Annotated in this window: 18 protein-coding genes; 11 read left to right on the top strand and 7 right to left on the bottom strand. The window is 63.0% G+C overall.

Going from position 1 to position 24,354, the window contains the following annotated elements:
- Window positions 1-63 precede the first annotated feature (63 nt).
- The 3 genes from P0Y59_04595 to P0Y59_04585 are packed head-to-tail and all read right to left on the bottom strand — an operon-like array spanning window position 64 to window position 5,263.
- Window positions 64-1,755 (bottom strand): serine hydrolase, encoded by a 1,692-nt coding sequence (locus P0Y59_04595; GenBank protein WEK00980.1) that lies wholly within the window; start codon window positions 1,753-1,755, stop codon window positions 64-66.
- Window positions 1,756-3,024, bottom strand: coding sequence for an amidohydrolase family protein (locus P0Y59_04590; protein ID WEK00979.1), 1,269 nt, complete (start codon window positions 3,022-3,024; stop codon window positions 1,756-1,758).
- 40 nt (window positions 3,025-3,064) lie between these two features.
- The gene (locus tag P0Y59_04585; protein WEK00978.1) at window positions 3,065-5,263 is read right to left on the bottom strand and encodes a TonB-dependent receptor; all 2,199 of its coding nucleotides are present in this window, start codon (window positions 5,261-5,263) and stop codon (window positions 3,065-3,067) included.
- A 165-nt stretch (window positions 5,264-5,428) separates the two neighbouring features.
- Here P0Y59_04585 and P0Y59_04580 point away from each other — a divergent pair, with 165 nt between their 5' ends.
- A complete protein-coding gene (locus P0Y59_04580; GenBank protein WEK00977.1) occupies window positions 5,429-6,019 on the top strand; it encodes a TetR/AcrR family transcriptional regulator in 591 nt (196 codons plus the stop codon).
- Window positions 6,020-6,022: 3 nt separating this feature from the next.
- Here P0Y59_04580 and P0Y59_04575 read toward each other — a convergent pair whose 3' ends face one another.
- Together P0Y59_04575 and P0Y59_04570 are read right to left on the bottom strand one after the other, a co-directional pair.
- Entirely contained in the window at window positions 6,023-7,399 is a 1,377-nt protein-coding gene (locus P0Y59_04575) for an MFS transporter (protein ID WEK00976.1), read from the bottom strand.
- Window positions 7,400-7,645: 246 nt separating this feature from the next.
- The gene (locus tag P0Y59_04570) at window positions 7,646-7,810 is read right to left on the bottom strand and encodes a hypothetical protein (GenBank protein ID WEK00975.1); all 165 of its coding nucleotides are present in this window, start codon (window positions 7,808-7,810) and stop codon (window positions 7,646-7,648) included.
- On the opposite strand from P0Y59_04570, the gene P0Y59_04565 reads away from it, so the two are divergent.
- Genes P0Y59_04565 through kynA form a run of 10 tightly spaced genes read left to right on the top strand, consistent with a single transcriptional unit; the run spans window position 7,803 to window position 17,757 of the window.
- A complete protein-coding gene (locus tag P0Y59_04565; protein WEK00974.1) occupies window positions 7,803-10,085 on the top strand; it encodes a bifunctional salicylyl-CoA 5-hydroxylase/oxidoreductase in 2,283 nt (760 codons plus the stop codon). The genes P0Y59_04570 and P0Y59_04565 overlap by 8 nt on opposite strands.
- The gene (locus tag P0Y59_04560; GenBank protein WEK00973.1) at window positions 10,082-10,846 is read left to right on the top strand and encodes an SDR family NAD(P)-dependent oxidoreductase; all 765 of its coding nucleotides are present in this window, start codon (window positions 10,082-10,084) and stop codon (window positions 10,844-10,846) included. Before P0Y59_04565 ends, P0Y59_04560 begins: the two co-directional genes overlap by 4 nt.
- On the top strand, window positions 10,843-11,340 hold the full coding sequence (locus tag P0Y59_04555; GenBank protein WEK00972.1) for a MarR family transcriptional regulator: 498 nt from the start codon (window positions 10,843-10,845) through the stop codon (window positions 11,338-11,340). The genes P0Y59_04560 and P0Y59_04555 overlap by 4 nt, the downstream gene beginning before the upstream one ends.
- Window positions 11,337-12,146, top strand: coding sequence for an enoyl-CoA hydratase family protein (locus P0Y59_04550; protein ID WEK00971.1), 810 nt, complete (start codon window positions 11,337-11,339; stop codon window positions 12,144-12,146). Before P0Y59_04555 ends, P0Y59_04550 begins: the two co-directional genes overlap by 4 nt.
- Window positions 12,147-13,313: an acyl-CoA dehydrogenase family protein gene (locus P0Y59_04545; protein ID WEK00970.1), complete on the top strand. Its 1,167-nt coding sequence runs from the start codon at window positions 12,147-12,149 to the stop codon at window positions 13,311-13,313. It abuts the gene before it with no gap.
- Complete coding sequence (locus P0Y59_04540) at window positions 13,310-13,723, top strand: thioesterase family protein (protein ID WEK00969.1); 414 nt, start codon at window positions 13,310-13,312, stop codon at window positions 13,721-13,723. The genes P0Y59_04545 and P0Y59_04540 overlap by 4 nt, the downstream gene beginning before the upstream one ends.
- A complete protein-coding gene (locus P0Y59_04535; protein ID WEK00968.1) occupies window positions 13,720-14,124 on the top strand; it encodes a RidA family protein in 405 nt (134 codons plus the stop codon). The genes P0Y59_04540 and P0Y59_04535 overlap by 4 nt, the downstream gene beginning before the upstream one ends.
- Window positions 14,121-15,731: an AMP-binding protein gene (locus P0Y59_04530; protein ID WEK00967.1), complete on the top strand. Its 1,611-nt coding sequence runs from the start codon at window positions 14,121-14,123 to the stop codon at window positions 15,729-15,731. The genes P0Y59_04535 and P0Y59_04530 overlap by 4 nt, the downstream gene beginning before the upstream one ends.
- Window positions 15,728-16,921, top strand: coding sequence for a kynureninase (gene kynU, locus P0Y59_04525; protein WEK00966.1), 1,194 nt, complete (start codon window positions 15,728-15,730; stop codon window positions 16,919-16,921). The genes P0Y59_04530 and kynU overlap by 4 nt, the downstream gene beginning before the upstream one ends.
- 38 nt (window positions 16,922-16,959) lie before the next feature.
- Window positions 16,960-17,757 carry a tryptophan 2,3-dioxygenase gene (gene kynA, locus P0Y59_04520; GenBank protein ID WEK00965.1) on the top strand — a complete coding sequence of 266 codons (798 nt, stop codon included), beginning with the start codon at window positions 16,960-16,962 and terminating at the stop codon, window positions 17,755-17,757.
- Window positions 17,758-17,929: 172 nt separating this feature from the next.
- On the opposite strand, the gene P0Y59_04515 is transcribed toward kynA, so the two are convergent.
- On the bottom strand, window positions 17,930-19,525 hold the full coding sequence (locus tag P0Y59_04515; protein WEK00964.1) for a glycosyltransferase family 39 protein: 1,596 nt from the start codon (window positions 19,523-19,525) through the stop codon (window positions 17,930-17,932).
- A gap of 131 nt (window positions 19,526-19,656) precedes the next feature.
- Window positions 19,657-24,156: a hypothetical protein gene (locus P0Y59_04510; protein WEK00963.1), complete on the bottom strand. Its 4,500-nt coding sequence runs from the start codon at window positions 24,154-24,156 to the stop codon at window positions 19,657-19,659.
- Window positions 24,157-24,354: the final 198 nt, after the last annotated feature.

Raw genomic sequence — 24,354 nt, 5'->3', positions numbered from 1 at the left:
TTAAACTAAATAACGCCATGTGACGTCAAGAAATACAAATCCATCGCAATGTAGATTTCATCTTTATTCCTTAGCATCATCCGCGCGCCTCAATAGAATATCTTGATAGTCGTAGCTGAAATCAGCCATAGGAGAGATGGCCCGCATCTTGACGCAGTCCACTGAACCATCTTCGTTCAAAGCGAAGGTAACGTAGGCGTTTTCGATCACCGGATTGTCGAAACGCGTGCGAAATGTATCTCGCGACCAATGTTCCAGCCGCCCCCGCATGCCGGCATTGTGGGTGAAATCAATCGCGAGCCCCGCGCCCGCCGGTGCGATGACGATCTTGCCATACCAATCGTCCCGATAGGTTCCCGCGTAGGCGGCAAGCGGCAGAGAAGCCGCCCCACCAGTAGCGCGGCTATTCTGCGCGGCCTCGATCGCCTTGAGCGCCGCCGCCTGCGAACTGGCTCCCTTCGCCTTCCATGCCGCGATCCAATCCGTCGGCGTCCGCGCGGTATAGTGATCCAACAGCATGCCGGCGATCGACATGTGGCAACCCTGCTCCTCGGCATTCGTCAGAATTGCGAAGCCGACACCCAGTTCCGGCACGAGCACCACCCGGGACGCCGCCCCTTCGATCCCGCCGGAATGGGCCAGGAACGGGGTGCCGCCGTGATCCTGCAAGCCCCATCCCAAGGCATAAAGGAGAAAATGCGGATCGCCGTCGCGCGCCGGCGACGTCGCGGACGCGCTGACGAGGGTGCGCGGGCGCCACATCTGCGATGCGCCCTCCTCGCTCCACAGCCGCTTGCCGTCAGGCGTTTTGCCGCGAGCGAGCTGGACCTGCAACCAATGCGCCATATCACGCGCGCTGGCGTAGATGCCTCCGGCTGCGTTGGACGGATCCGGAACGGCGGAGCCCGGCACATTCAGCGGGCTGATGATCTGCATCCGCCCGGTGCCCCGCACCGGCCCATCGATCCGCGCATGAGTGGCCGCACGATTGGACGTGGTCAGGAGGCTCTGGTCCGGCGCGGAATCCCTCATTCCCATGGGAGACAGGAGCCGCTGCTGAACGAACGTTTCCCAGCTCTGTCCCGACACCGACCGGATCAGCTCCCCCGCCGCGATATAAAGAACATTGTCATAGGCGAAGTTCGCGCGAAAACTTGTCGCGGGTTTCAGATATCGTAACTGCCGCACGACTTCGGCGGCCGTGCGCCGCCCGCCCGGCCAGAAGAGCAGATCGCCCTGCCCCAGACCCAGGCCGCTGCGGTGGGTCAAAAGATCCGCCACCGTCATCTGCTGGCTGGCATAGGCATCGTACAGGCGAAAGCCGGGCAAGTGATTGCCGACCGGGTCGTCCCAGTCGAGCCGCCCCTCATCCACCAGAAGGGCCAGCGCCGCCGCCGTGAAGGCCTTGCTATTGGAGGCTATGGCAAAGACGGTGCCCGGATCGACCGGTGCCGCCTTGCCCAACTGGCGCACGCCATAGCCACGAAGAATCGGCTCACTGCCGGGGGAGATCAGCGCGATCGACAGCCCGGGCGTACCAAACACCCGCATCGCCACGCCAACCATCGCATCAAGGTCGAGCATACCGGAAACGGGCTGAGCGGCCTTGGCACTGCCTGAAGCCAGCACGGCTCCCGCACCAAGGGCGCCGAATCCCAGCAGCGCCTGACGCCGCGTGCTTGTGAACATTGGATTTGAGCGCATGTCGGAGGTTTCCATCTTATGGGATCGGATCAGCGGCGGATCAGCGCCCACTCATGGCGCCTTCGAGGAATCATCCCGGATCACCTGCCCACCCTTCATGACGAAGGTGACCCTGCCCATCTCCCGCAGGTCCTTGAGCGGATCGCGCGCCACAGCGATGATATCGGCGGCCTTGCCAGGCGCGATCGAGCCGATCTCGCTCTCCCTGCCCAGGGCCCGGGCAGCATTGACCGTGGCCGTCTTCAGGGCGTCAGCCGGGGTAAGGCCCGCCTCATTCAGCAAGATGAATTCTTCGGCGACGCGTGCAATGGGGACGACTGGCAGGTCAGAGCCGAACAGGATCGGCACACCGGCCCGATAGGCCTTGCGGACGCTGCCCGCGACCTGGGAATAATAGCCGCCTTCGACGCCCAATTTTCCTTCCGCCATCTTAGCCGCCATCATCGTCGCCGTGTAGGCAGTGCGGCGCGACATCATGCCGGCGATGTTGCGATCGCTCAGCGGGCCATGCTCCATGGTATCGGCTCCCGCATCGATGGCGATTTCATTGGCGACGTCGGAGCCTGCGGAATGGACAGCCACTTTCCGATTGAGGCGGTGGGCGGTCGTAACGATGGCCTGGATTTCTTCGGGGGTTTCCATCGGCCCGCTTTTCGGATCGGATGTTTGCGCCGCCAGCCGAAGCTTGATGACGTCCGCCCCGCGGCGAACTTCTTCCCGCACCGCCCGCGCGCAATCGATCGCCCCCGTGCAGGTACCGCGACTGCGGAACAACGGCTCCAGATCGGCGCGCTCTCCGAAAGCGCTCGCATCATAGTCTCCGCCGGATACGCCGAACATCGGTTCATCCGCGATGATGCGCGGACCGGCCACGATCCCGGCATTTATGGCGTTCCTGAGATCATAGGTGACATTGGCGGGATCACCCAGATTGCGGATAGTGGTGAAACCATTGCGCAAAATGGCCTGCGCGCGCGGTATCGTCGCAAGGACGCGCTGCGTCGGCCGCCCAAGTACCGCCGGCAGCATGTCAGCCGCCGGATTGGGCAAGTCGATGTCCATCGTGATCGACACATGTGTGTGCATGTCGATCAGACCGGGCATCACCCAGTCGTTGGAAAGATCGATCACCCGCTCGCCATCGACATACCCGTCTTTTACGGCGACGATCCGTCCATCCTTGATGATGATCGACTGGCGATCGCTCACCGGCTGACCGGGTTCCGCGAGCAGGTGCCCCGCGTGAATGACCGTCTGAGCCTCAGCCTGGGACGTGAATGCCAGGGCCAGGGCCGATGCGAGAGCAGGCAGGTGTTTCATGGACATCTCTCGATTGAAGGGACGCGACCGGAAGCCGCGATCAGAAGGTCTGGGCGATCGAGAAACCGAAGGTCCGGGGACGGATCACCGACACCTCGGCGATCGGGCCAAGGATAAATCCGTTCGCCTGGCCGATCGAGTTCCCGACATTCTTGAGATAGAAGTTGAGCGACAGACCGCCCTTGCGAACGCCCGCGTGCAGATCGACCACGTCATAAGCCGGCAACTGGAACCGAGGCTGGCCAGCCTCCTCGGCGAAACTGGATTGGCGATTGCCCACATATCGGAAATCGGAGCCGGCCGTGGCGGTCCACGCATCCCCCAGCGGGAACTGATATTCAGCACTGACCTGGCCGCTCCAGCGCGGCGTGAACGGCAGCGCGTCGCCTTTCATCCCAACCGTCGGGAGCGGCAGTGACCGACCAAGCGTCGCATCAATGTAGCTGAGATTTCCATCAACGACGAAGCCGCGCGCCGGACGCAACGAGAAGGAAACCTCCACTCCCTTGCTCGAAGCCTTGCCCGCATTGCTGTAGTAACTCGTACCCAGCGGGGATATCTGGAGCAGCTGAACGTCTTTCCAGTCGATATAGAACGCCGATGCTTCCAGGCTGAGAAGCCGATGGAACAGGTCGGCCTTCAATCCCGCCTCATAATTGGTCAGCGTGTCCGGCTTGTAGCTGTTGGGAACGTCGGTCACGACGATGTTCGGACCGCCCGGCCGATAGCCCGACGCCACGCGCAAATAGACCATCGTATTGTCGCTGAGGTGGAAGCGCGGCGTAACGAGAAACGTCACCGAGCCATCACGAGAAGCAAGGTGCGTCGTGCTCGGCGGCCCGACCAGGAACCCCTGCGTGCCCTGGTCCGCCGACTGGCGGTTTCGGCTGTAACGCAGGCCAGCCATGAGATCGAACCGGGAACTGAAGCGATAGGTGGCATCACCGAATGCGGCAATCTCGCTGTATGTCGACGGAACCGAAACCTTGAGCGCGGCCGGCAAGCTGACGGGTAGCGGACCACCGGTCGCCGCCATGAAAAGCGGCAGCTCCTGAGTCACCATCGAGCTTTCGTGCGTATAGAACAGCCCGACCTGCCAAGCGAAGCGCTGGCCGGAAGGCGAGCTCAGGCGCAATTCCTGCGTCACCTTATTCAAACCCGACTGGCCCTGGATCGCCGCCCCGAGCCCGGGCAGCCCGAGCGCGTCGCTCAGCATCGGTCCGTAAAGCGGCGTGGCGTCGGTGTTGATCCGCGACGTCAGCTTTCCATAGCTTGTCGCCGATACAAGGTCCGCTGCGCCAAGATGACCTTCGATGCGGACATCGTAGAGATTATAGGTCGCCCGAGTGGCGCCCGTGCCCGGCGCACGCACCTGACGCAGATCACCATACAGGAGCTTGCCGGTGGCGAGATCGAAGTCCTCTGTCGGCGTGCCGCGCCCGCTCTGATGTTGGATGAGAGCCGATGCGCGAACGGTCCAGTCCTCGCTCACGCGCCAGCCCAGCGACGCCCGGCCACCGGTGAAGCGGGCGCCGTTTACATTGCGCGCCTCGCGAGCGGCATCATCGATGAAGCCTGGATCCCAGCGGTTGAATCCGCTGACCCGCAAGCCAAGATTGCCGCCGAGCGGTATATTCGCGGCCGCCCGCACACCATAGCCTGTCCCGCCGCCGTCGATCTGATTTCCGTCGACCTGAATACGACCGCTGAACTGTTCGAAATTCGGCGCCTGAGTCACGAATTTGACCAGCCCGCCCATGCTGCCCGCCCCATAGAGCGTCCCCTGTGGGCCGCGCAGCACTTCAATCCGGGTAAGGTCGGAAGGGTCCAGGTCCGGCGCGAAAATCGCGCCACCGCCAAGGTTGGTGCTGGAACCAAACGGAGCGTCATCGATGTAGAAGCCCACCGTGGGGTTTCCGCCGCCGCCGGTGGTAACGCCACGGATGGAAATCTGATTCAGCCCGCCGCTGGCCGACGCATTGTTGATGTTCAGGCCGGGTGATTTCGCCGCGTAATCCTCAAACCCGTTCGCCCCACGGCTTACCAGTGCCTCGGCGTTGATCGCGGTGACTGACGCCGGCACGTCCATCAGGCGCTCGGTGCGCTTGTTGGCGGTAACGACAATGTCCTGCTCCGGCACTCCTTCCTGCGCGTCAGGGCTTTGAGTGACCGAGTCTGGCGCGGATGCCTCCGACGCGCCAGCCAGGGCCTGCGCCTCCGCGCCAAACGATGCAGCCAAGGCCAACGAACAAGTGGCCATCAGGGCCACGCGGCGAGCTGGATTCATGCAGTCCCCCTCCTCGATACTGGTTTCTTATTTTTTAGAGTAATGACTCTACTATTTATCGCTAGCTCCTGCTGTCAAGCGGTTTTAGAGTAGCGAACCTATTTTTTAGGAGATGATATGACCGGTCCCACCAAGAAGGCTGCGGCGCGTCGCTCGGAGATTCTGGCGGCGGCCGGCATCTGCTTTTCCGAAAAGGGCATCAAAGAGGCAAAGATAGACGACATATGTGGCAAGCTTAATATCAGCCCCGGCCACCTATATTATTACTTCAAAAGCAAATCCGAGATACTCGATGCCTTGATTGACGCACATACTGCAAGAATAGAACAGAGAGGCGAAGAATTATTAAACCGCCCTGACGCGCTGGATTACTTCCTGTGCGATGATTTCGTTTCCATTCAACTGGAATCTGACGACAACGAATCATATATCTGGGAAATTTACACCCGAATGCGCGGGGATTCCCACATGGCGGAGAAGGGGCGCCGCCACTGGCAGGTCAGCAGCGATGCGCTCCGAAAGATCGTGCTGTCGGCGAAACACCATGGGCGCCTTCGCCCCGACGCCGATGTGGATACCGTGCTCACGCTACTCAGCATGATGGTGCTCACCGCCCAATTCGCCGAGATGGCCGACCCGGATTACGACCTGGCGCGCTATCAAGCGGCGCTGCGCCTCGCGCTGAAGCCCTTCACCGCCGAGCCATAGCTGTTATCTTCGCGATCGGCTTGCCGCCCCGGCATGGGGAGGCATCACGGTAACGCTGCGCAGGAATAGATAGCCGATTGCTACCGGGACAAGCGGAACCAGGGTGTAGCCGATCCGAAGCCCGACCAAGGTCAGGGGCGATTGATGGGCGCCGCCAGGCGCAAAACCGATCAGGTCCAACATGCCGCCCGCCATGAGGCTGCCCATGGACGCGCCCAGTTTGAACCCCGCCACCATGATGCCAAGGTAAAAGCCGGTGACGATCCCGGCCTCGTGCTCGACGACCTCGAGGGAGATTGTCTGCAAAAGGATGGTCGCGGCCCCCGCAGCGAGGCCCACGCCGCCGATCGCGATCCAATTCATCCAGGGCGGACCATAGCTTGCCGGAAAGAGTGCGCCCAGCATCGCCGCGATCGCGAGCGTGCATGCGCGAACCGACTGCCCGGCGCCGAAACGCCTCACGAGCCAGGGCGCCAGCGACATGCCGCCGACTGCTCCCGCTCCCGATGCCGCGAGCAATATGGGAAGCCCATGCCGACCATTTTCCAGAACATATCTCGCCGCGAACGGCAGAACGCTGCCGATAAATGCCGAAGCGGCGCTAAGACAGAGCACACCGGCCATCAGAAAATAGAAAGCGCGATTGGAAGCGGTGATACGGATCGAAGCGCGTAGCGACAGGGGCGCCTTGGCCGGAGGGAGTTGCCGGACAGGAACACGCGCCGTCGTCGCGACGAATACGCCGATGGCGATAGCCGCTATCACCGCGACCTGCACCGCCATCAGCGAATAACCCGACCGACCGCCGCCCGACCAGGAAACCAGCACAGGCGCCATCACTGCGCCCGCGACCAGAAACGCCTGGCCCATGCCGCCCGAAAGCGACAACAGCCCGCTCAGTTCATTCTCGGTCACGCTCAATTCGGTGGCGAGGGCGAACTGCGAAACCGTGAACGCCGTCTCGGTCACCGACAACAGGATCAACAGCACGATGACCGTGATTTGAATCGACAGTGCCGATTGCAACGGCGGAAGCGAGAAAATGAGTATCAGCGCCGCGAGAAACCCGGTGCCGGAAATCAGCGCGATCGGCGTGCGCCGCTTCATCCCGGCAGCCAGCCGTTCAACCCAACCGCCGATCCCGGGGCCGAGCAACGCATCCCACATCTTCGGCAACGCAATGACCATACCGGCCTGCCCTGCCCGCAACCCCACCACCTCGGTCAGATAGAAAAGGAGCATCAGCGTAATCGGGCTCAGCCCGATCATCAGCCCGGCATTGCCGAACGCATAGCCGAGCCGTCGCCACCAGCCGAAACCAGCACCAGTCGCAAGTGTCGCCTGATCGTATGAGCGGGTTGTGATACCGGTCTCTGCCATATCGACGCTCACTGGACGCCGCGCGACCCGTTACCTGAGCACCCCCACTTCCGCACGTTAAATTGCACGCGATATTCCGGTCGCGAAAGTGGTCCACTCCCGATGGCGATCATCCGCGCAATTCATGGGTGATCGAGCTTTCGATCGCGTCAGCCACGAGGCTGGCGACCGATCACGCACAATAATCCGCCTCGATAGTGCGCGGCTGCAGCGCCTGTTGCGCATAGCCCTCCCCTGCATCCTGGATCATCCACTCCTTATCGCCAGGCGGGCGTCGATGAGGAAAGGATCCTGCCAGTCGAACGGTACGAAGCGGTCAGTCAGCGCTCCTCCCGTTTCGCAAGACCACTCTTGCAAGGTCGCACGATTTGCTTCAAGCTTGAAATAGTTTGGAGAGAGATCGATGCGCATCGCATGTGTCGGCGGCGGACCGGCGGGACTCTATTTCGCGATCTCGATGAAGCTCCGCGACCCGGCGCATGAGATAGAGGTGTTCGAGCGCAATAGGGCCGGCGACACGTTCGGCTGGGGCGTCGTGTTCTCGGATCAGACCGTCGAGAATCTCATGGCGAACGACGCGGTGAGCGGCCGTATCATCGCCAGCGAATTCGCTCATTGGGACGATATCGAGGTGTCGATCGGCGGCGAGTCGATCCGCTCTTCGGGCCACGGCTTCATCGGGATCGGCCGCAAGCGGCTGCTCCAGATCCTGCAGGAGCGGGCACAAGCTCTTGGCGTCGTGCTCCATTTCGAGCATGAATCGAGCGACGACCTCGCCGACTATCCCGATTATGATCTCGTCATCGCCGCCGACGGCCTGAACAGCCGTTTCCGCAAGCGCTATGCCGGACATTTCGGGGTCGATATCGACGTCCGGCGCAACAAGTTCATCTGGCTTGGCACGCACAAGACCTTCGACGCCTTCACCTTCGCCTTCGAGCAGACCGAGGCTGGCTGGGTCTGGGCGCACGCCTATCGCTTCTCTGACGATCTCTCGACCTTCATCGTCGAGTGCGCGCCCGATACCTGGGAAAAGCTCGGGTTCGGTGAGATGGAACAATCCGAGGCAATCGCGCTATGTGAGAAGATCTTCGCCCGCCACCTCGATGGCCATGCGCTGATGACCAATGCCGCGCATCTGCGCGGGTCGGCTGCCTGGATCAATTTCCCGCGCGTGCTGTGCGATGCCTGGGCGTACGACAAGCTGATCCTGATGGGCGACGCGGCGCACACCGCGCATTTTTCGATCGGATCGGGCACCAAGCTCGCGCTGGAGGACGCGATCAAGCTGGCCGAGGTGCTCAACCGGCCCGGCCTGTCGCGCGACCAGGGACTCACCGAATACCAGGCGGAGCGCACCGTCGAGGTGCTCAAGCTGCAGAATTCGGCCCGCAATTCGACCGAATGGTTCGAGACGCTCGACCGCTATCTCGGGTTCGAGCCTATCCAGTTCGCTTATTCGCTGCTGACCCGATCGCAGCGCGTCAGCCACGAGAATCTGCGGTTGCGCGACCGCGCCTGGCTGGAGAGCGTCGAGCGCTGGTTCGCGGGCGGCACGAATAAGGCCGTGGCACCGATGTTCGTGCCCTATCATCTGCGGGGGATGACACTGGCTAACCGCGTGGTCGTCTCGCCGATGGCGACCTATTCGGCCGCGGACGGCACGCCTGGCGATTTCCATCTCGTCCATTACGGCACCCGGGCGCAGGGCGGCGCTGGCCTCGTCTATACCGAGATGACCTGTGTTTCCGCCGATGGCCGGATCACGCCAGGCTGTGCCGGCATGTACGCGCCCGGCCACGTCGCCGGCTGGCGCAGGATCGTCGACTTCGTCCACGCCAACAGCGCAGCGAAAATCTGCCTCCAGCTTGGCCATGCCGGCCCCAAGGGTTCGACCAGGGTCGGCTGGGAAGGTTATGATGTTCCGCTCGACAAAGGGAACTGGCCGCTGCTCGCTGCCTCCGACGTGCCGTGGAGCGCGGCAAACCAGACGCCACGCGCGATCACCCGCCCCGAGATGGATACCGTGCGCGATGCCTTTGTCGCAGCGACCCACATGGCCGTGGACGCCGGCTTCGACATGATCGAGCTCCACGCCGCGCATGGCTATCTGCTCTCGAGTTTCATCACGCCGCTGATGAACAAGCGCAGCGATGAATATGGCGGCCCACTCGAGAACCGGCTGCGCTTCCCGCTCGACGTCTTCGCCGCGATGCGCGCCGCATGGCCGGCCGACCGCCCGATGTCGGTGCGCATCTCGGCCAATGACTGGGCGGGAGAGGACGGCGTGACGCCGGACGAAGCCGTCGAGATCGCGCGCGCCTTTGCGGCTACCGGCGCGGACCTGATCGACGTGTCGGCCGGCCAGACCTGGGCGGATGCCAGGCCAGTCTATGGCCGCATGTTCCAGACGCCGTTCGCCGATCGCGTCCGCAATGAAGCGGGCGTCGCGACGATGGCGGTGGGGAACATCTTCGAGCCCGATCACGTCAATTCTATCCTGGCCGCGGGGCGCGCCGATCTGGTCGCGCTTGCCCGGCCCCATTTGATCGATCCGATGTGGACGCTGCGGGCCGCCGCTGCCGCGGGCCATCGCGATATCTTCGTGCCCTCGCCTTATCTCGGCGGCCAGGCACAGCTTGCGCGCAATCTCGCGCGTGCCGCGGAAATGGAGGCGCGCGCATGACGCAGTTGGCAGGACTGCACGCCGTGGTCACTGGCGGCGGCACTGGGATCGGTGCCGAAATCGCCCGCGCGCTGGCTGACCAGGGTGTCAATCTGAGCCTGATCGGACGGCGGCGCGACAAGCTCGAAGAGGTCGCCGGCCAAATCCCCGGCGCCTGCATCGTCCCCGCCGACATATCGGTTCGCGCGGAGGTCGATCGCGCGTTCGAGACCGCGCGCGCGGCGCACGGCCCGATCGCGATCCTCGTCAACAATGCCGGTATCGCCGCGAGCGCGCCTTTCGGCCGGGTCGCCGAAGACGATTGGCGACAGGTCATGGCGGTCAATCTCGACGCGCTGTTCCATTGCTGCCAGGCCGCCCTGCCCGATCTCAAGGCGGCAGTCGCGGGCAGGATCGTGACAATCGCCTCGACGGCCGGCCTGCGCGGATACGCCTATACCGCGCCTTATGTCGCGGCGAAGCACGGTGCCATCGGCCTGACCCGCGCGCTCGCACTCGAACTGGCGAAGACCAGGATCACGGTGAATGCCGTCTGTCCCGGCTTCACTGACACGGCCATCGTCGCCGATGCCGTGGCGAAAATCGGGAGCACGACCGGGCGCAGCCCCGAAGAGGCGGTGACCGAACTGACGCGCTTCAATCCGCAGGCCCGGCTGATCCAGCCGCGCGAAGTCGCCGACGCGGTATTGTGGCTGTGCCAGCCCGGCAGCGCCTCGATCACCGGCCAGGCTATTTCGGTGTCGGGCGGAGAGACCGCGTGACGGCGAAACCCGCCATCATCGAAAAGCATGAAGGCGCGCTCGACGACCGCGCCAGCGTGCGCATCTGGCTGCGCCTGCTCAGCTGCACGATGACGATCGAGAAGCTGGTCCAGCGCAGGCTGGGTGCGGAGTTCGCCAGCACCCTGCCGAGGTTCGACGTTCTCGCAGCCCTCGACCGCAGCGTCGGCGGCATGACGATGAGCGAGCTGTCTCGGACCCTCCTCGTCGCCAATGGCAATGTCACGGCGATCATCCAGTCGCTCCGTCGAGATGAGATGGTCGTCACCACCCCGCATCCCACCGACAAAAGATCATCGGTGGTCAGCCTGAGCGATGCCGGGCGGGCGCATTTCAACGACATGGCCGCCGCCCATCATGGCTGGATCGACGATCTCTTCGCCAGCCTGACGCCTGACGAAGGCGATGCGCTCTATGCCGCGCTCGGCCATCTCAAATCCTCGCTCGGCGAGGCGACCCGAAAGGAACAGCCATGAACCCGGCCAGCTTCACCCCCATGCATTTCGGCTGGGAATTCGCCGACGGTGTCGCGACCGTCACGCTCAACCGGCCCGAGCGCAAGAACCCGCTGACGTTCGAGAGCTATGCCGAGCTGCGCGACGCCTTTCGGGCGCTAGTCTATGCCAACGAGGTCAAGGTCGTGATCGTGACAGGCGCGGGCGACAATTTTTCGTCGGGTGGCGACGTCCATGAGATCATCGGCCCACTGACCGCGATGGCGATGCCGCAATTGCTCAATTTCACTCGCATGACGGGCGATCTGGTCAAGGCGATGCGTGGCTGCCCCCAACCCATCATCGCCGCACTCGATGGGGTTTGCGTCGGTGCCGGTGCGATCATGGCGATGGCGTCCGACATGCGGCTAGCGACACCCGAGACCAAGACCGCCTTCCTCTTCACCCGCGTCGGCCTCGCCGGTTGCGACATGGGGGCCTGCGCCATCCTGCCACGCATCATCGGGCAAGGCCGCGCATCCGAACTGCTGTTCACCGGCCGCGTCATGTCAGCGAGCGAAGGAGAGCGCTGGGGGTTCCACAACCGGCTGGTCGAACGCGCCGCGCTGATGAGCGAGGCACGGATACTGGCGGCGTCGCTGGCGAGCGGGCCGACCTTCGCCCACGGCATCACCAAGACCCAGCTCGCCACCGAATGGGCGGTCAGCATCGATACAGCGATCGAGATGGAAGCCCAGGCGCAAGCGCTCTGCATGGCGACCCAGGATTTCCGGCGCGCGTTCGAGGCCTTTGCCGAGAAACGTTCGCCGGTATTCGAGGGCAATTGAATGGCTGACCGCGCTTTTCTGGACTGGCCGTTCTTCGAGCCCGCGCACCGCACGCTCGGCGAGGAGCTCGATGCCTGGTGCAGTGAGAACATCCAGGCGCACCATGGCGGCGACGTCGATGCCGAGTGCCGTGCGCTGGTGCGCAAGCTCGGCGATGGCGGCTGGCTGCGCTACTGCGTTCCTGCTGCTTATGGTGGCGCGCTGGAGTCGCTCGACGTACGCTCGCTGGCGCTGATCCGCGAGACGCTCGCGCGCCATTCGGGGCTCGCCGATTTCGTCTTTGCGATGCAGGGGCTCGGCTCCGGCACCATCACCCTGTTCGGCACCGAGACACAGAAGCAGGCCTATCTGCCGGCCGTGTCGCGCGGCGAAAAGATCGCCGCCTTTGCGCTGACCGAACCGGCTTCCGGCTCCGACGTCGCGTCGATGGAGATGACGGCAGTCGAGGAAGACAATGGTTACACGCTCAATGGCGCCAAGACATATATCTCCAATGGCGGCATCGCAGACTATTACGTCCTGTTTGCACGCACCGGCGAGGCGCCCGGCGCCAGGGGTGTCTCGACCTTCATCGTCGATGCCGGTGTCGCAGGCCTCGACGCGAGCGAGCGGATCGAGGTCATCGCACCGCACCCATTGGCGACCTTGCGCTTCGATGATGTCCGACTTGACGCCAATGCACTGCTTGGCGAACGCGGCCGCGGCTTCGCCCAGGCGATGGCGACGCTCGACATCTTCCGCACCACCGTCGGCGCTGCGGCGCTCGGCTTTGCGCGCCGCGCGCTCGACGAGGCGACCGAACGCGCGCTGACCCGCCGGCTCGGCGACGGCGTTCTCGCCGACAATGCCGTGACCCAGGCGACGCTCGCCGAGATGGTGCTCGACATCGAAACCTCAGCGCTGCTCATCTATCGGGCCGGTTGGCTCCGCGACGTCAAGCAGGTCCGCAACACGCGCGAGGCAGCCCTTGCCAAGCTCCATGCGACCGACAGCGCGCAGCAGGTGATCGACAAGGCGGTGCAGCTGTTCGGCGGCATGGGCGTCACCGTCGGGGCAACGGTCGAGGCGCTCTACCGCGAGGTCCGCGCATTGCGCATTTACGAGGGCGCGTCCGAAGTCCAGCGCATGGTGATCGCCCGCGAGCATCTCAAGGCGTTCCGGCCGTGAGTCATGCTTTCTTGGCACGGCACCGCCTTCGCTTTGCGCACTGCGACGCCGCCGGGATCGCTTATTATCCGCGGCTGCTCGAACTCGCCGATGCTGTCATCGAGGACTGGACCGAGCAGGTCATCGGCGTGCCGCGCCGTATCCTCCATCTCGAGCTGGGCCGCGGATTGCCCACGGTCGACATGCGGGTCCAGTTCGCCAGCCCCAGCCGGCTGGGCGACTGGCTCGATTTCGCGCTCACTACTGAACGGATCAGCACCAGCTCGATCGATCTCACCCTCGCCATGTCCTGTGCCGGCGAGCACCGGTTATCCGCGCATTATACCCAGGTGCTGGTCGAGCTGGACGCGATGCGCTCGCTGCCCTGGCCGGCCGACTGGCGTGCCCGTATCGAGGGGACGATGCAGTGAGTGTCCATGATATCCTGCAACCCCCTGGCCGGGTTCGCCCCAAGGGATATGCCAACGGCATCGCCGCGAGAGGCCGGATGGTTTTCACGGCCGGCGTGATCGGCTGGAATGCCGAAGAGGTCATCGAGACGGAAGACTTTGTCGGCCAGTTCCGCCAGGTGATCATCAACACGCTCGCCATCCTGGCCGAAGCCGGCGCGGGCCCCGAGCATATCGTCCGCATGACCTGGTACATTACCGACCGCGACGAATATCTCGCGGCGGGGCGCGAGATCGGTGCGGTCTATCGTGAGATGCTTGGACGAAATTTCCCGGCAATGGCCGTGGTCATCGTTGCCGGCCTGATCGAACGAAGGGCGAAGCTCGAGATCGAAACCACCGCGGTGGTGCCCGAGCGATGATCACGGCGCATGTCGACACGTTCGTTCGTGACCGGCTGCCGCCATCGTCACTCCAGCCGGAATTCCGGTTCGATCTGCCCGAGTTGCATTACCCCGATCGCCTGAACGCGGCGGTTGCCCTGCTTGAAGGTCAGGATCCCCACTCGGTGGCGATCATCAACGAAACGGGCAGCTGGACCTATGGCCAGTTGCAAGCACGCTCGGATGCGATCGCCCGCATTCTGGTCGAACAAGAGGGTCTGGTACCGGGTAATCGCGTATTGTTGCGCGGGCCCAACACAGCGCTGATGTTCACCGCGTGGCTCGGCGTTCTCAAGGCTGGCGGCGTGGTCGTGGCGACGATGCCGATCCTGCGGGCAAGCGAGATAGTGACGATCCTCGATCGTGCGCGAATCACGCATGCGATCGTCGATCGTCGCAGCCTGAGCGATTTCCGGGCGGCGCAGGACAACGCATCCACGCTTCGCTCTTGCCTGATCTATGATGGCGATGCCGGCACGGGCGACGTCGAAGCGCGGATGGCCACCGTCGCGCCCGGGTTCGAGCCGATCGCGACACATCGCGACGACCCCGCGCTTATCGCCTTCACCTCCGGCACGACCGGAAAGCCCAAGGGCTGCGTTCAGTTCCATCGCGACATTCTCGCGCCTGCGGATAGTTTTGCCCGGCACATCATCGCGCCCAGCCCGCAGGATCGGTGGTTATGCTCGGCACCGATCGCCTTCACGTTCGGCCTCGGCATGCAGTTGATCTTCCCGCTGCGCTTCGGCGGCGTCGCGGTCACGGCCGAACAATCCTCCCCGCAAGGCCTTTTGGAGACCATCGAGCGGTTTGGCGTCACGATCCTCGCCACGGCCCCGACTGCCTACAAGGCGATGCTGGGAATCATATCGCACATCCCGTCATCGCTGCGCCTCTGCGTTTCAGCCGGCGAGCACCTTCCCGAGACGGTGTGGCATGCGTGGCGCGATGCGACTGGCCTGGAAATCGTCAACGGCCTCGGCGCGACGGAGATGATGCACATCTTCGTTTCGGCGGCCGGCACCGACAATCGCCCGGGTGCGACCGGCCGCGCGGTCCCCGGGTACGAGGTGACGATCCTCGACCAGGCAGGCCGCGCGATACCGACGGGGACAGGGCGACTTGCTGTTAAGGGCCCCACCGGCTGCCGCTACCTCGATGACCGACGCCAGGCTGACTATGTCATCGATAGCTGGAACGTCACCGGCGATACCTATCGTCGCGATGAGGACGGCTATTTTCATTTCGTGGCGCGCTCGGACGACATGATCGTCTCCAGCGGCTACAATATCGGCGCGCCCGAGGTGGAAAAGGCGCTGTATGGGCATCCGGCCGTGCTGGAGTGCGCGGTGATCGGCGTACCCTGTATCGAGCGCGGCATGAAGGTGAAAGCGTTCATCGTAGTGGCGGAGGGATATACGGCTGACCCGAGCCTGGCGAAAGCGCTGCAGGATCACGTCAAGGCGGCGATCGCTCCTTATAAATATCCGCGCGAAATCGCTTTTCTCGATGCGCTGCCGAAGACCGCTACCGGCAAGATCCAGCGTTTTGCGCTGCGCCAGGCATCCGTGGAGACAAAACCTTGACTGACTTTGCAACGACCCGTGGCCTGTTCAAGCTTCCCGAGGGCATCATCTATCTCGACGGAAATTCGCTGGGCCCACTGCCACGCGGCGTCGAACGCCGGTTGCTCGACACCGTGAATGCCGAATGGGGTGATCGGTTGATTCGCGCCTGGAATGAAGCTGACTGGATGACCATGCCGCGGCGGATCGGCGATCGGGTCGGCCGCCTGATCGGCGCGCCAACCGGTAGCGTCGTGATGGGGGATACGCTGTCAGTCAAAGTCTATCAGGCTCTCGCGTCGGCGCTCGAGTTGAACCCGGAACGGCGGGTCGTCCTCACTGACAGCGGCAACTTCCCGTCCGACATCTACATGGCGGAGGGGCTGCTGACCTCGCTCCAGCGCGATTATGAACTGACCATCGTAGCGCCCGAAGAGGTCGAAGCGGCGATCGACGAGACTGTCGCCGTTCTTTTGCTGACCGAAGTCGATTACCGAACGGGCCGGCGCCATGACATGCCCGCGCTCATCCACAAGGCGCACGCGGCGGGCGCGCTGGTGATTTGGGATCTTGCACATTCCGCGGGCGCGTTGCCGGTCGATGTCACCGGTGCCGACACGGATTTTGCGATCGGCTGCACCTACAAATATCTGAACGGGGGCCCGGGTTCGCCCGCCTTCATCTATGTGGCGCCGCGGTTCGCCAACCAGGTTCGCCCCGCCCTGTCGGGCTGGATGGGACATGAAGCCCCCTTCGCGTTCGACCTGTCCTATCGTCCCGGTGCCGGCATCGAGCGCATGCGCGTCGGGACCCCACCAATCCTGGCACTCGCCACGCTCGACGCCGCGCTTGATGTCTGGGAAGGCGTCGATATGGCTGCGATCCGTACGGCGTCGCTGGACCTGGCGGAACTGTTCATCGCCGAAGTCGAAAGCCGCTGTCCTGACCTTGTGCTCGCGTCGCCACGCGACGGGGCCCGGCGCGGCAGCCAGGTGTCCTTCCGCCACCCGGATGGATATTCGGTCATGCAGGCGCTCATCGCCCGCGGTGTGATCGGCGACTTTCGCGCTCCCGATATCCTGCGATTTGGCCTGACCCCACTCTACATCGACAAGCGCGATATCATCGGCGCTGTCGACATCCTGGCCGACGTCATCGACCGCCGACTGTGGGATTCGCCCGAATATACGACAAAAGGACTCGTCACATGAGCGGTTGCCCCTACAATCCGGCAGTCGAAGGAGCAGAGATGTCTTTTGACGGCCGCATGTCCTACGGCGACTATCTCCGTCTCGACCTCATCTTCGATGCCCAGTCACCCTTGTCGGATGCGCACGACGAACTGCTGTTCATTATCCAGCACCAGACATCCGAACTGTGGATGAAACTGGCGATACACGAACTCCGCACAGCGATCGGGGCGATCCGCGACGATCATCTTCAACCCGCGTTCAAGATGCTCGCCCGAGTCTCGCGCATCTTCGAGCAATTGAATAGCGCGTGGGACGTCCTGCGGACGATGACGCCAAGCGAATATACGAGTTTCCGGGATTCACTCGGCCAGTCGTCCGGCTTCCAATCGCATCAATATCGCGCAATCGAGTTCCTCCTGGGCAACCGCAACCTCGCGATGCTCAAGCCGCATGCCCATCGGGAAGACATCACCGCGCTCCTGGAGGCGATCCTTGCCACGCCGAGCCTGTACGATGAAACGCTTCGCTTGCTGGCGCGGACGGGTTTAGACATTGGCTCGGATGCTGAACGGACCGACTGGCGCGCCTCACGGCAGGAGAATCCGCAGGTCCTTGCGGCCTGGGCGAGAATCTACCGCGCCCCGGAAGAACATTGGGCGCTTTACGAACTGGCCGAAAAGCTCATCGATCTCGAAGACTATTTCCGCCGATGGCGGTTCAACCACGTCACCACCGTTGAGCGCATCATTGGTTTGAAGGCGGGAACCGGCGGGACGGGCGGCGTTTCCTATCTCCGCCGCATGCTCGACACGGTATTGTTTCCCGAATTGTGGAAAGTCAGAACCGAGCTCTGAGAAAGTGCCGGGTCTGACCGCGCAGTCACGAGATCCTCGGCCCGCCACGTCGCGGCCCGCGCTGGCTCCATTCAGCACCGGTCACCCGAAACGGCGCCTCCGTGATGCGCATCTGGCTTTCCCAGGAATACCCGTGGGGAGCTTCTGAACCGATTCGACTAGTTCGGACTCTTTATCGCGTCCCGGCGGTCATCATCGAAAAATTACGCGAGCCGCTACCGGCAGCGAGCAGATCTGGGCGTGCAACCACCGGCGCGTCCCGCGCGGCGACGAGGGCAGCACCACGACCGGCGGCGAATGGGCGTGTGTTTCCATGAAACGCCGATCGACGAAGGGCTTGCTGGAGAACAGCGCTGTGCGGGTAAGCGAGCTTGCTCCGTTCGCCGACAAGAACGACACCGCGCACACCAAGCCGGTCCAGTATGGCGCTCGCTTCGCGCGGCGATCGTGCGGTCAGCGCGTACCCGCGCCCCATGAAGTCGCTGGTCGACAGCCATTGTGAGGCGCGCGCAACCCAGATGCGGCGTCGGCCGCCATCGGCATAGGCAGCAGCGGCGATCACCGCGCCCTCACCGCCCGCGCGGCCGTCGACCAGCCAGACGCCCGGCCTATTGACCATTGCTCGCGCAATCGCCGGAGCCCCTAGATCAGGCTTGATGGTCGCATGCATCAAGGTCGTGATTGGCACGATGAAAGCGAGGGCAACGCTTGCTGCGGCGGCAAGACGTCCCAGGCCATGAACGTTCCACAGCGTTCGGACACCCAGCGCCGCCAGTAGAACGCACCATGGCAACAACGGTAGAATATAGCGATCTGCCAGTGCGACCGGAACGCCCGCCTGGAAGATCAACGTCGCCAGGATCGTAGCGAGAGCGATTCTAACGACCGGTCCAGAACGGGGATCCCGCCAATCATGGATCGCCCCGACCGACGCGAGGAGCAGCCCTACCCAGCCGATATTGTCCCTGACCGCCGTGCAATTGGTCGCAAGCGAGGCCCAAGCATAGGCGAATCCCGGCTGGTAGTTGAAGCCGCCGGCCGAGATACGGAAGGAGATCAGATACCAGGGCAGGATCAGGAGAAAGGTGATCGCCCCAACGGTCCAGAGCCGCTTGTCCGCAAGCAGCCTCCATCGTCGCGACAGGCCGATCTCGATCGCGGGGATGAGCACGACCAGCGTGCCATTGCCCTTGACCAGGGTGGCGAAGACCGCGAGCGCGCCGAACAGCGCGTAGCGCCTCCAGGAGGGATGTTCAGCAGCGGCGAGCCAGGCGATCGCGGCAACGCCGACGACAAGCGCCACCGGCTGATCAAGCAGGAAATAGCGCGCGCTTTCCACCGTCAGCGGCAGTAACAGCACGACGAAAGCCGCCGCGATGGCGAGGCGCGGTGCGCCCGACCGGAACAGTCCCCAGCCAGTCAGAACGGCCGGCAGACCGGCAATGAACGCGCTTATCATTGCGGCGCCGAATGGTGAGGGCCGCATGATCGCGAATGGCGGTGCGAGCAGCGCATACCAGCCCGGCGGCCAATGACCGATCGAAAGCTTGGGAAAGTGCGCGTAAAAGTCCCGCGCGAAGGTCATCGGCGCTGGCAAGCCGGCGCGCAGCCAATCGGCGATGAAGAGCGTGTTGACATAATGCGCGGATTCATCGGGATCGAGGAAGCTGCGCGACAATCCGCCAGTCATGCCGGCAAGCGCAAGGGCGGCAAGCCCCAGTAGCAGCCCCAGTGCGAAAGTTCGCCGAACATGACCCCCGTAGAGCATAGGGCTGTCCTAGGAGCCGGCGCTTGAAAAATTCCTAATCGCAATATCTTCCGGCAAGTGGCCATGCCTGAAGGCACAGGGCCGATGCTCCTTGCGAAGCATCGGCCCTGCCGTTCCATATGTGAGATATATTAGCTGATGGCGGGATTATTGATCGCGTTCAGATATTTGAACCAGCTCGATCCGGCATTGACACCGAGTGCTGCCTGCTCGCTCTTTTTTTGGTTACGCCACCCGGTAACCGTCGACTGGGCCGTATCGATATCCGAGCCGGACAGGCCAAGTTGATATTTGAGTTGCGATGGCCCGGCAATCAACTGGTCGAGACCCTGGCCGTCGCGATCGATCGTGGAGCCGCTCACGATGATCTTGTCCCATGTCGGCCCGTTCCCGTTCTGCGTCGCAACCGCCGCGTAGTTTTGCGGCAGTGACGCGACCGTGCCGCTTGCAGCCGCGATCGCTGCCTGTGTCCAGATCACGAACTCATAGTCGGCGCCACCGCCCGGATTGGCGCGCGGTGCCTGATTGATTCGGCCAACGACCCGCTGCCTGTGCCTGGCGATCAGGAAGTCGAGCACGGCACCCGCTTTCGTCGATGCCGCACGCACCGCGGCATTGAAGCCGAGCTTTTCCCCGATCGACAGGGCCGTCAGCCAATAACCGGCGAAGAAGTCATGCTGGCCGAAGCCCGGGCCAACAGGGAACATCACGCCGAAGCGGGACGCACCGGCATAGGCTACCTTGGCGGTGTCGGTCTGTCCGCCAGTATAGACATTGGTTGGCGGGTTATCGAAGCCCGGCGTCGAGGTCTTGTGATTGTCGCTGAACCATTCGAAGTCCTGCCTGACGAAGGCGATCACCTCAGCCCGGCTATAGAGACGGTCGGAGTTGGAGGAGGCCGTCTTCCAGGCGAGCGCCGCATGGAGAAACTGCCACGCCCCGTCCCGCTCGGCCCACCGCGTTGCCGACGGCTCGGCGATGATGATATTCCAGTAGAGCCGATCCTGATCCCACATCTTGTGGCCCAGAAAGGCAAACTCCGGCGATTGCCAAAGCATCGAACCCCAGTGCGGAAATTGGTGCGCGTGGGCCGCATCGATCTCGTTGGTGCCGAAATAGGGCTTGTCCGCCGCCGAGCCCTTTGATGGCACATAGGTTCGGAAGGGGTTCTGCGACGCGACCAATGTGTAGGTGGGACCGCCCTGGATGTAATAGGCGCGATCTGCCGGCGTCGAGGCTTCTCCGGGTCCATAATAGTGGTTGCGCAACGTAATGACCCGCGTCGCATTGGCACCCTTGAACAATGGCACGCAGCGCCCTGCCTCGAAGCAGTGATACGGATCGCTGACATAGCCGGTGACGAAATCGAGCGCGATTACTCCATAGGGTTTCGCATCATGCGGCCTGCTGGCCGTGATGTCATACATATATTGCGCAACCGGCTCGGCGATCGCCGCGCGGTCGTCACGCACGCCGCCGGGCCCGGTGATCGGCGAACGTCCCATCTGATTGAACGGCGTATACCGCAGCCAGGTCGACGCGACCGCCGCGAGCGAATTCCCCGAATAGAGCGACGCGCGATAAGGGTCCTGCGTCACGTTGACTTGCGGAGTCAGCGTTGCGTAGTTGCTCGGCTCATATGACATGACGCGCGTGTTGCCGAAGCCGTTCAGCTGATCATTGCCAAGAATCCGCAGGTCACCGCCATTGTTCGAGTAACCGGTGTGCATCGCGTAAGGAACGGTCAGATCATATCTCGGCAACTGAGCGGTAATGACCGCCTGGGTATAGGCAGTCGGGGTTCCGGACCGCCAGATCACACCCGAACGGACGGTGCCATGCGGGTACCATTTGTTGGTCGCGTTGGTGATCGCCGCACCGTTGCCGTCATAGCTTCCCGCGAAGATGCGCGGGATATCAGTGCCGTTCAGCGCGCCGCCATCGGGACGCTGGACCCGCGCGATGAGGTTGCCGGCGCTATCCTCGATCCGCCATTTGTGCGGAACCATGTAGCTTTCCTTGCCGGTCGGATCGCCAAAGGGATTGCTGGGCATGGTGGCAGGCGTCCAGTCGTACCCGAACTGGAACTGAACGTAGCTGCCCACGCGCACCGCTTCGCAATAATAAGCGATGTTGTTGATCACGGGCACCGGGCCCTGCGGCAGGCATTCGGTCCATGGTGCCTGGAGGCTGTAGAGTTGCGCATCTTCAAACCGGCAATTCTGGCGCGCGGGCTTGGTCATGACGAGAATATTGGCGTGGCTGACCGCAGCACCCGTCGACCAATCCTCCAGCACCGCACGATAGGCGGATCCCGCGGCGACCACCAACGGCCCAACTACAACGTCTACGCCTTGCGCCGCTCCACCGCTCGGCTGGTACGTGACGGTTTTCGCAGCTTGGGGTGTCGAGACGCCCGTCGCGTCCACGTACAGATTCTGCACGCGCGTTGCCGAGGCAACGCCCGAACCGACCGGGACATAGCTGTAGCTGGGCGTGAGGACATCCAATGTGAAGCCAAGATTCCTGATCTTGAGCGCCGTGCCCCCGGCGGTGTTCCCGGTCAGCGCGTTGCTCTCCATCGCCGCCGAGGCGGTAAGACGGGGCTTGATCGTGGTCGTTTGCGCCGGACCGACTTGCACGCCGGCCCGGAGAAAGACGATCGTCCCGCCCGCGCCGCTCGCATTGTCGGTATAGCGGACCGAGACATCCTCGGACTGCGTGTTCGAAAAGGCAGCGCTGCTCGTGAACTCCTGTATCGTGCCATTGCGTTCGATGCGAATGACGACCGTACCCGCGGTCGAGTTGCCGAACAGGGTCATACCTCCTTCGCCGTAGGAATAGACCGAAGCGACAACATAGCTATTGGCCGGGATGATGCCGACGAACTTGAGGGTCATGCCCATCGGCGCCTGCGTCTTGCTGGCGTCGGGGCTGGTCGGAACATTCAATCCAAGCGCGGGACTGGCGAGATAGGTGCCTGCGGCCAGATTGAGGAAAGTCCCGTCGAAGCTCTTGCCCGACCCGATGATCGCGATTTGGGCACTGGTGGCCCCCCCGCCAGTCTGGGTCGGGGAGAACGGCCCCGTCGCGTTGCCGAGCGGATAGGCTGAACCCGTCGTTGTCGTCACCGTCGTCGATGTCCGTTCGACGAGTGACAACCCTGCGGGGACGGTCAGCGTATAGCTGGCGGCCGGGCTCGGCAGATAGATATCGAGGGGGAAACGCGTGCCGGGATCGCCGTAGACGGTTATGCTGCCCATCGGGGGCTGCGTCGTGCCGAAGTCGGTTGAGCTGTCGCCGATCGCAACGGTGAAGTCGGCGGTAGCGCCGGCACCGGCGCCGCCCGATTGTGCGCCAAAGCCCTCCAGAATCAATGGATAGAGAGACGTTGCGACATTTTCGAGCCGGATCCCCAGCCAGCGCGCAGGAGAAGCACCAGTCACCGCTCCGCTGATCTTCTTGTTGCTGAACGGTTCGGTCGCGCCGTTTGCGATGGTCAGCGTGTTCAGCGCGGTCACGGTAACGCCGTCAGTGCTGATAAGCGCCTTTGCGGTGATGCCAGTCCAGCGATCGCTGGTCTCACCGCCATAACCGACACTCATCAGGAAATCGCCAATCTGGCCGAGCGCGACGGCCGAGCCGACATCCATGATCATATCAACCGTAACCGGCCCGGTTGCGCTGCCGGGATAGTTCGGAATCCAGTAATTATTGTCCTTCACCGCCTGGACACCGACCGAGCCGCCATCGCTCAGCGCCGGCGTCGAGCCGCCAGGCTGGAAGACCCGGGTCTTGACACCAACCACGGAACTTGCGGAGATTGACGCTCCCGAGCCCGAGCTTTCGACCGCGTGGACGCCAAAATAGACGGGGTTCGCCAGTAGCGGGATCGAACCGCTGCCGGTCTGCGCCTGGACCCCAAGCGCCTTGACGATAAACGGATATTTGATCGGCACGTTAAGCAGACGAATGCCGACCCACCGACCGCTTGTGGCGCCGTTTACGGTGCCGTTCAGCTTCTTCTGACCAAATTGATCGGCGGCGTCAGGCGTGATCGTCAGGGCATCGAGCGTCGCGATCGTCACCCCGTCGGTGCTTGCCAGGGCGACTGCGGTTATACCGGTCCACTGGTCAGTGGTTTGGCCGCCATAATTAAGGCTCATGACCCAATCCACGACCTTGCCCAAGGTCATCGCCGTGCCGATGTCGAACAGCATGTCGACTGTCAGCGTCCCCGTTCCGCCGCTCGGAAAATTCGGGAACCACATATTGCCGTCCTTGATCGCCTGCACGAACGTGGCATCGCCGACCGTGAACGCAGGCGCCGTGGTGCCCGACGCAAACACCCGCGTCCTCAACCCGACGACCGACGAGGCCTGAATGGTCGGCCCGTAACTTCCGGTCCCACCAGGGCGCGTCACAACCAGGTTTGCCGCTTCAGCAGACGTCAGGGTAGCGCCAACCGCAAGCGGCGCCGAAGCTGCAGTCTTGCGAACAGAGGCGATCTGCGCGGGAATTTGGGTGACAGTAAAGCCGACCGAGCCGGTAGCGCCCGATGTCGTCACCGCCAGGTCTTTCTGCGTCGATCCATTGGCGAAGACGAGCTGATTAGGTCCTATAATCTGCATGATTGTAACTCCGGTTTCCAGAAAAGGCCAACGCGCCAACTGGAACATATAGAGAACAAATCATTTCCAACATTGCAAGCCGCATAAATTTCGTACTTGTAAAACAACGACTTCGGCTTTTCTTACGCGGAGAGTGGACTCGGTACCCGAAACCGTTCGCCTGGACCGCCAACCTCGAACGCGTCATTGCTGCTGAAC

It is taken from the genome of Candidatus Sphingomonas phytovorans (assembly GCA_029202385.1).
GTDB lineage: Bacteria > Pseudomonadota > Alphaproteobacteria > Sphingomonadales > Sphingomonadaceae > Sphingomonas > Sphingomonas phytovorans.
The sequence above is the reverse complement of the archived record's forward strand: the minus strand, read 5'-3'. Positions and strand labels throughout refer to the sequence as shown.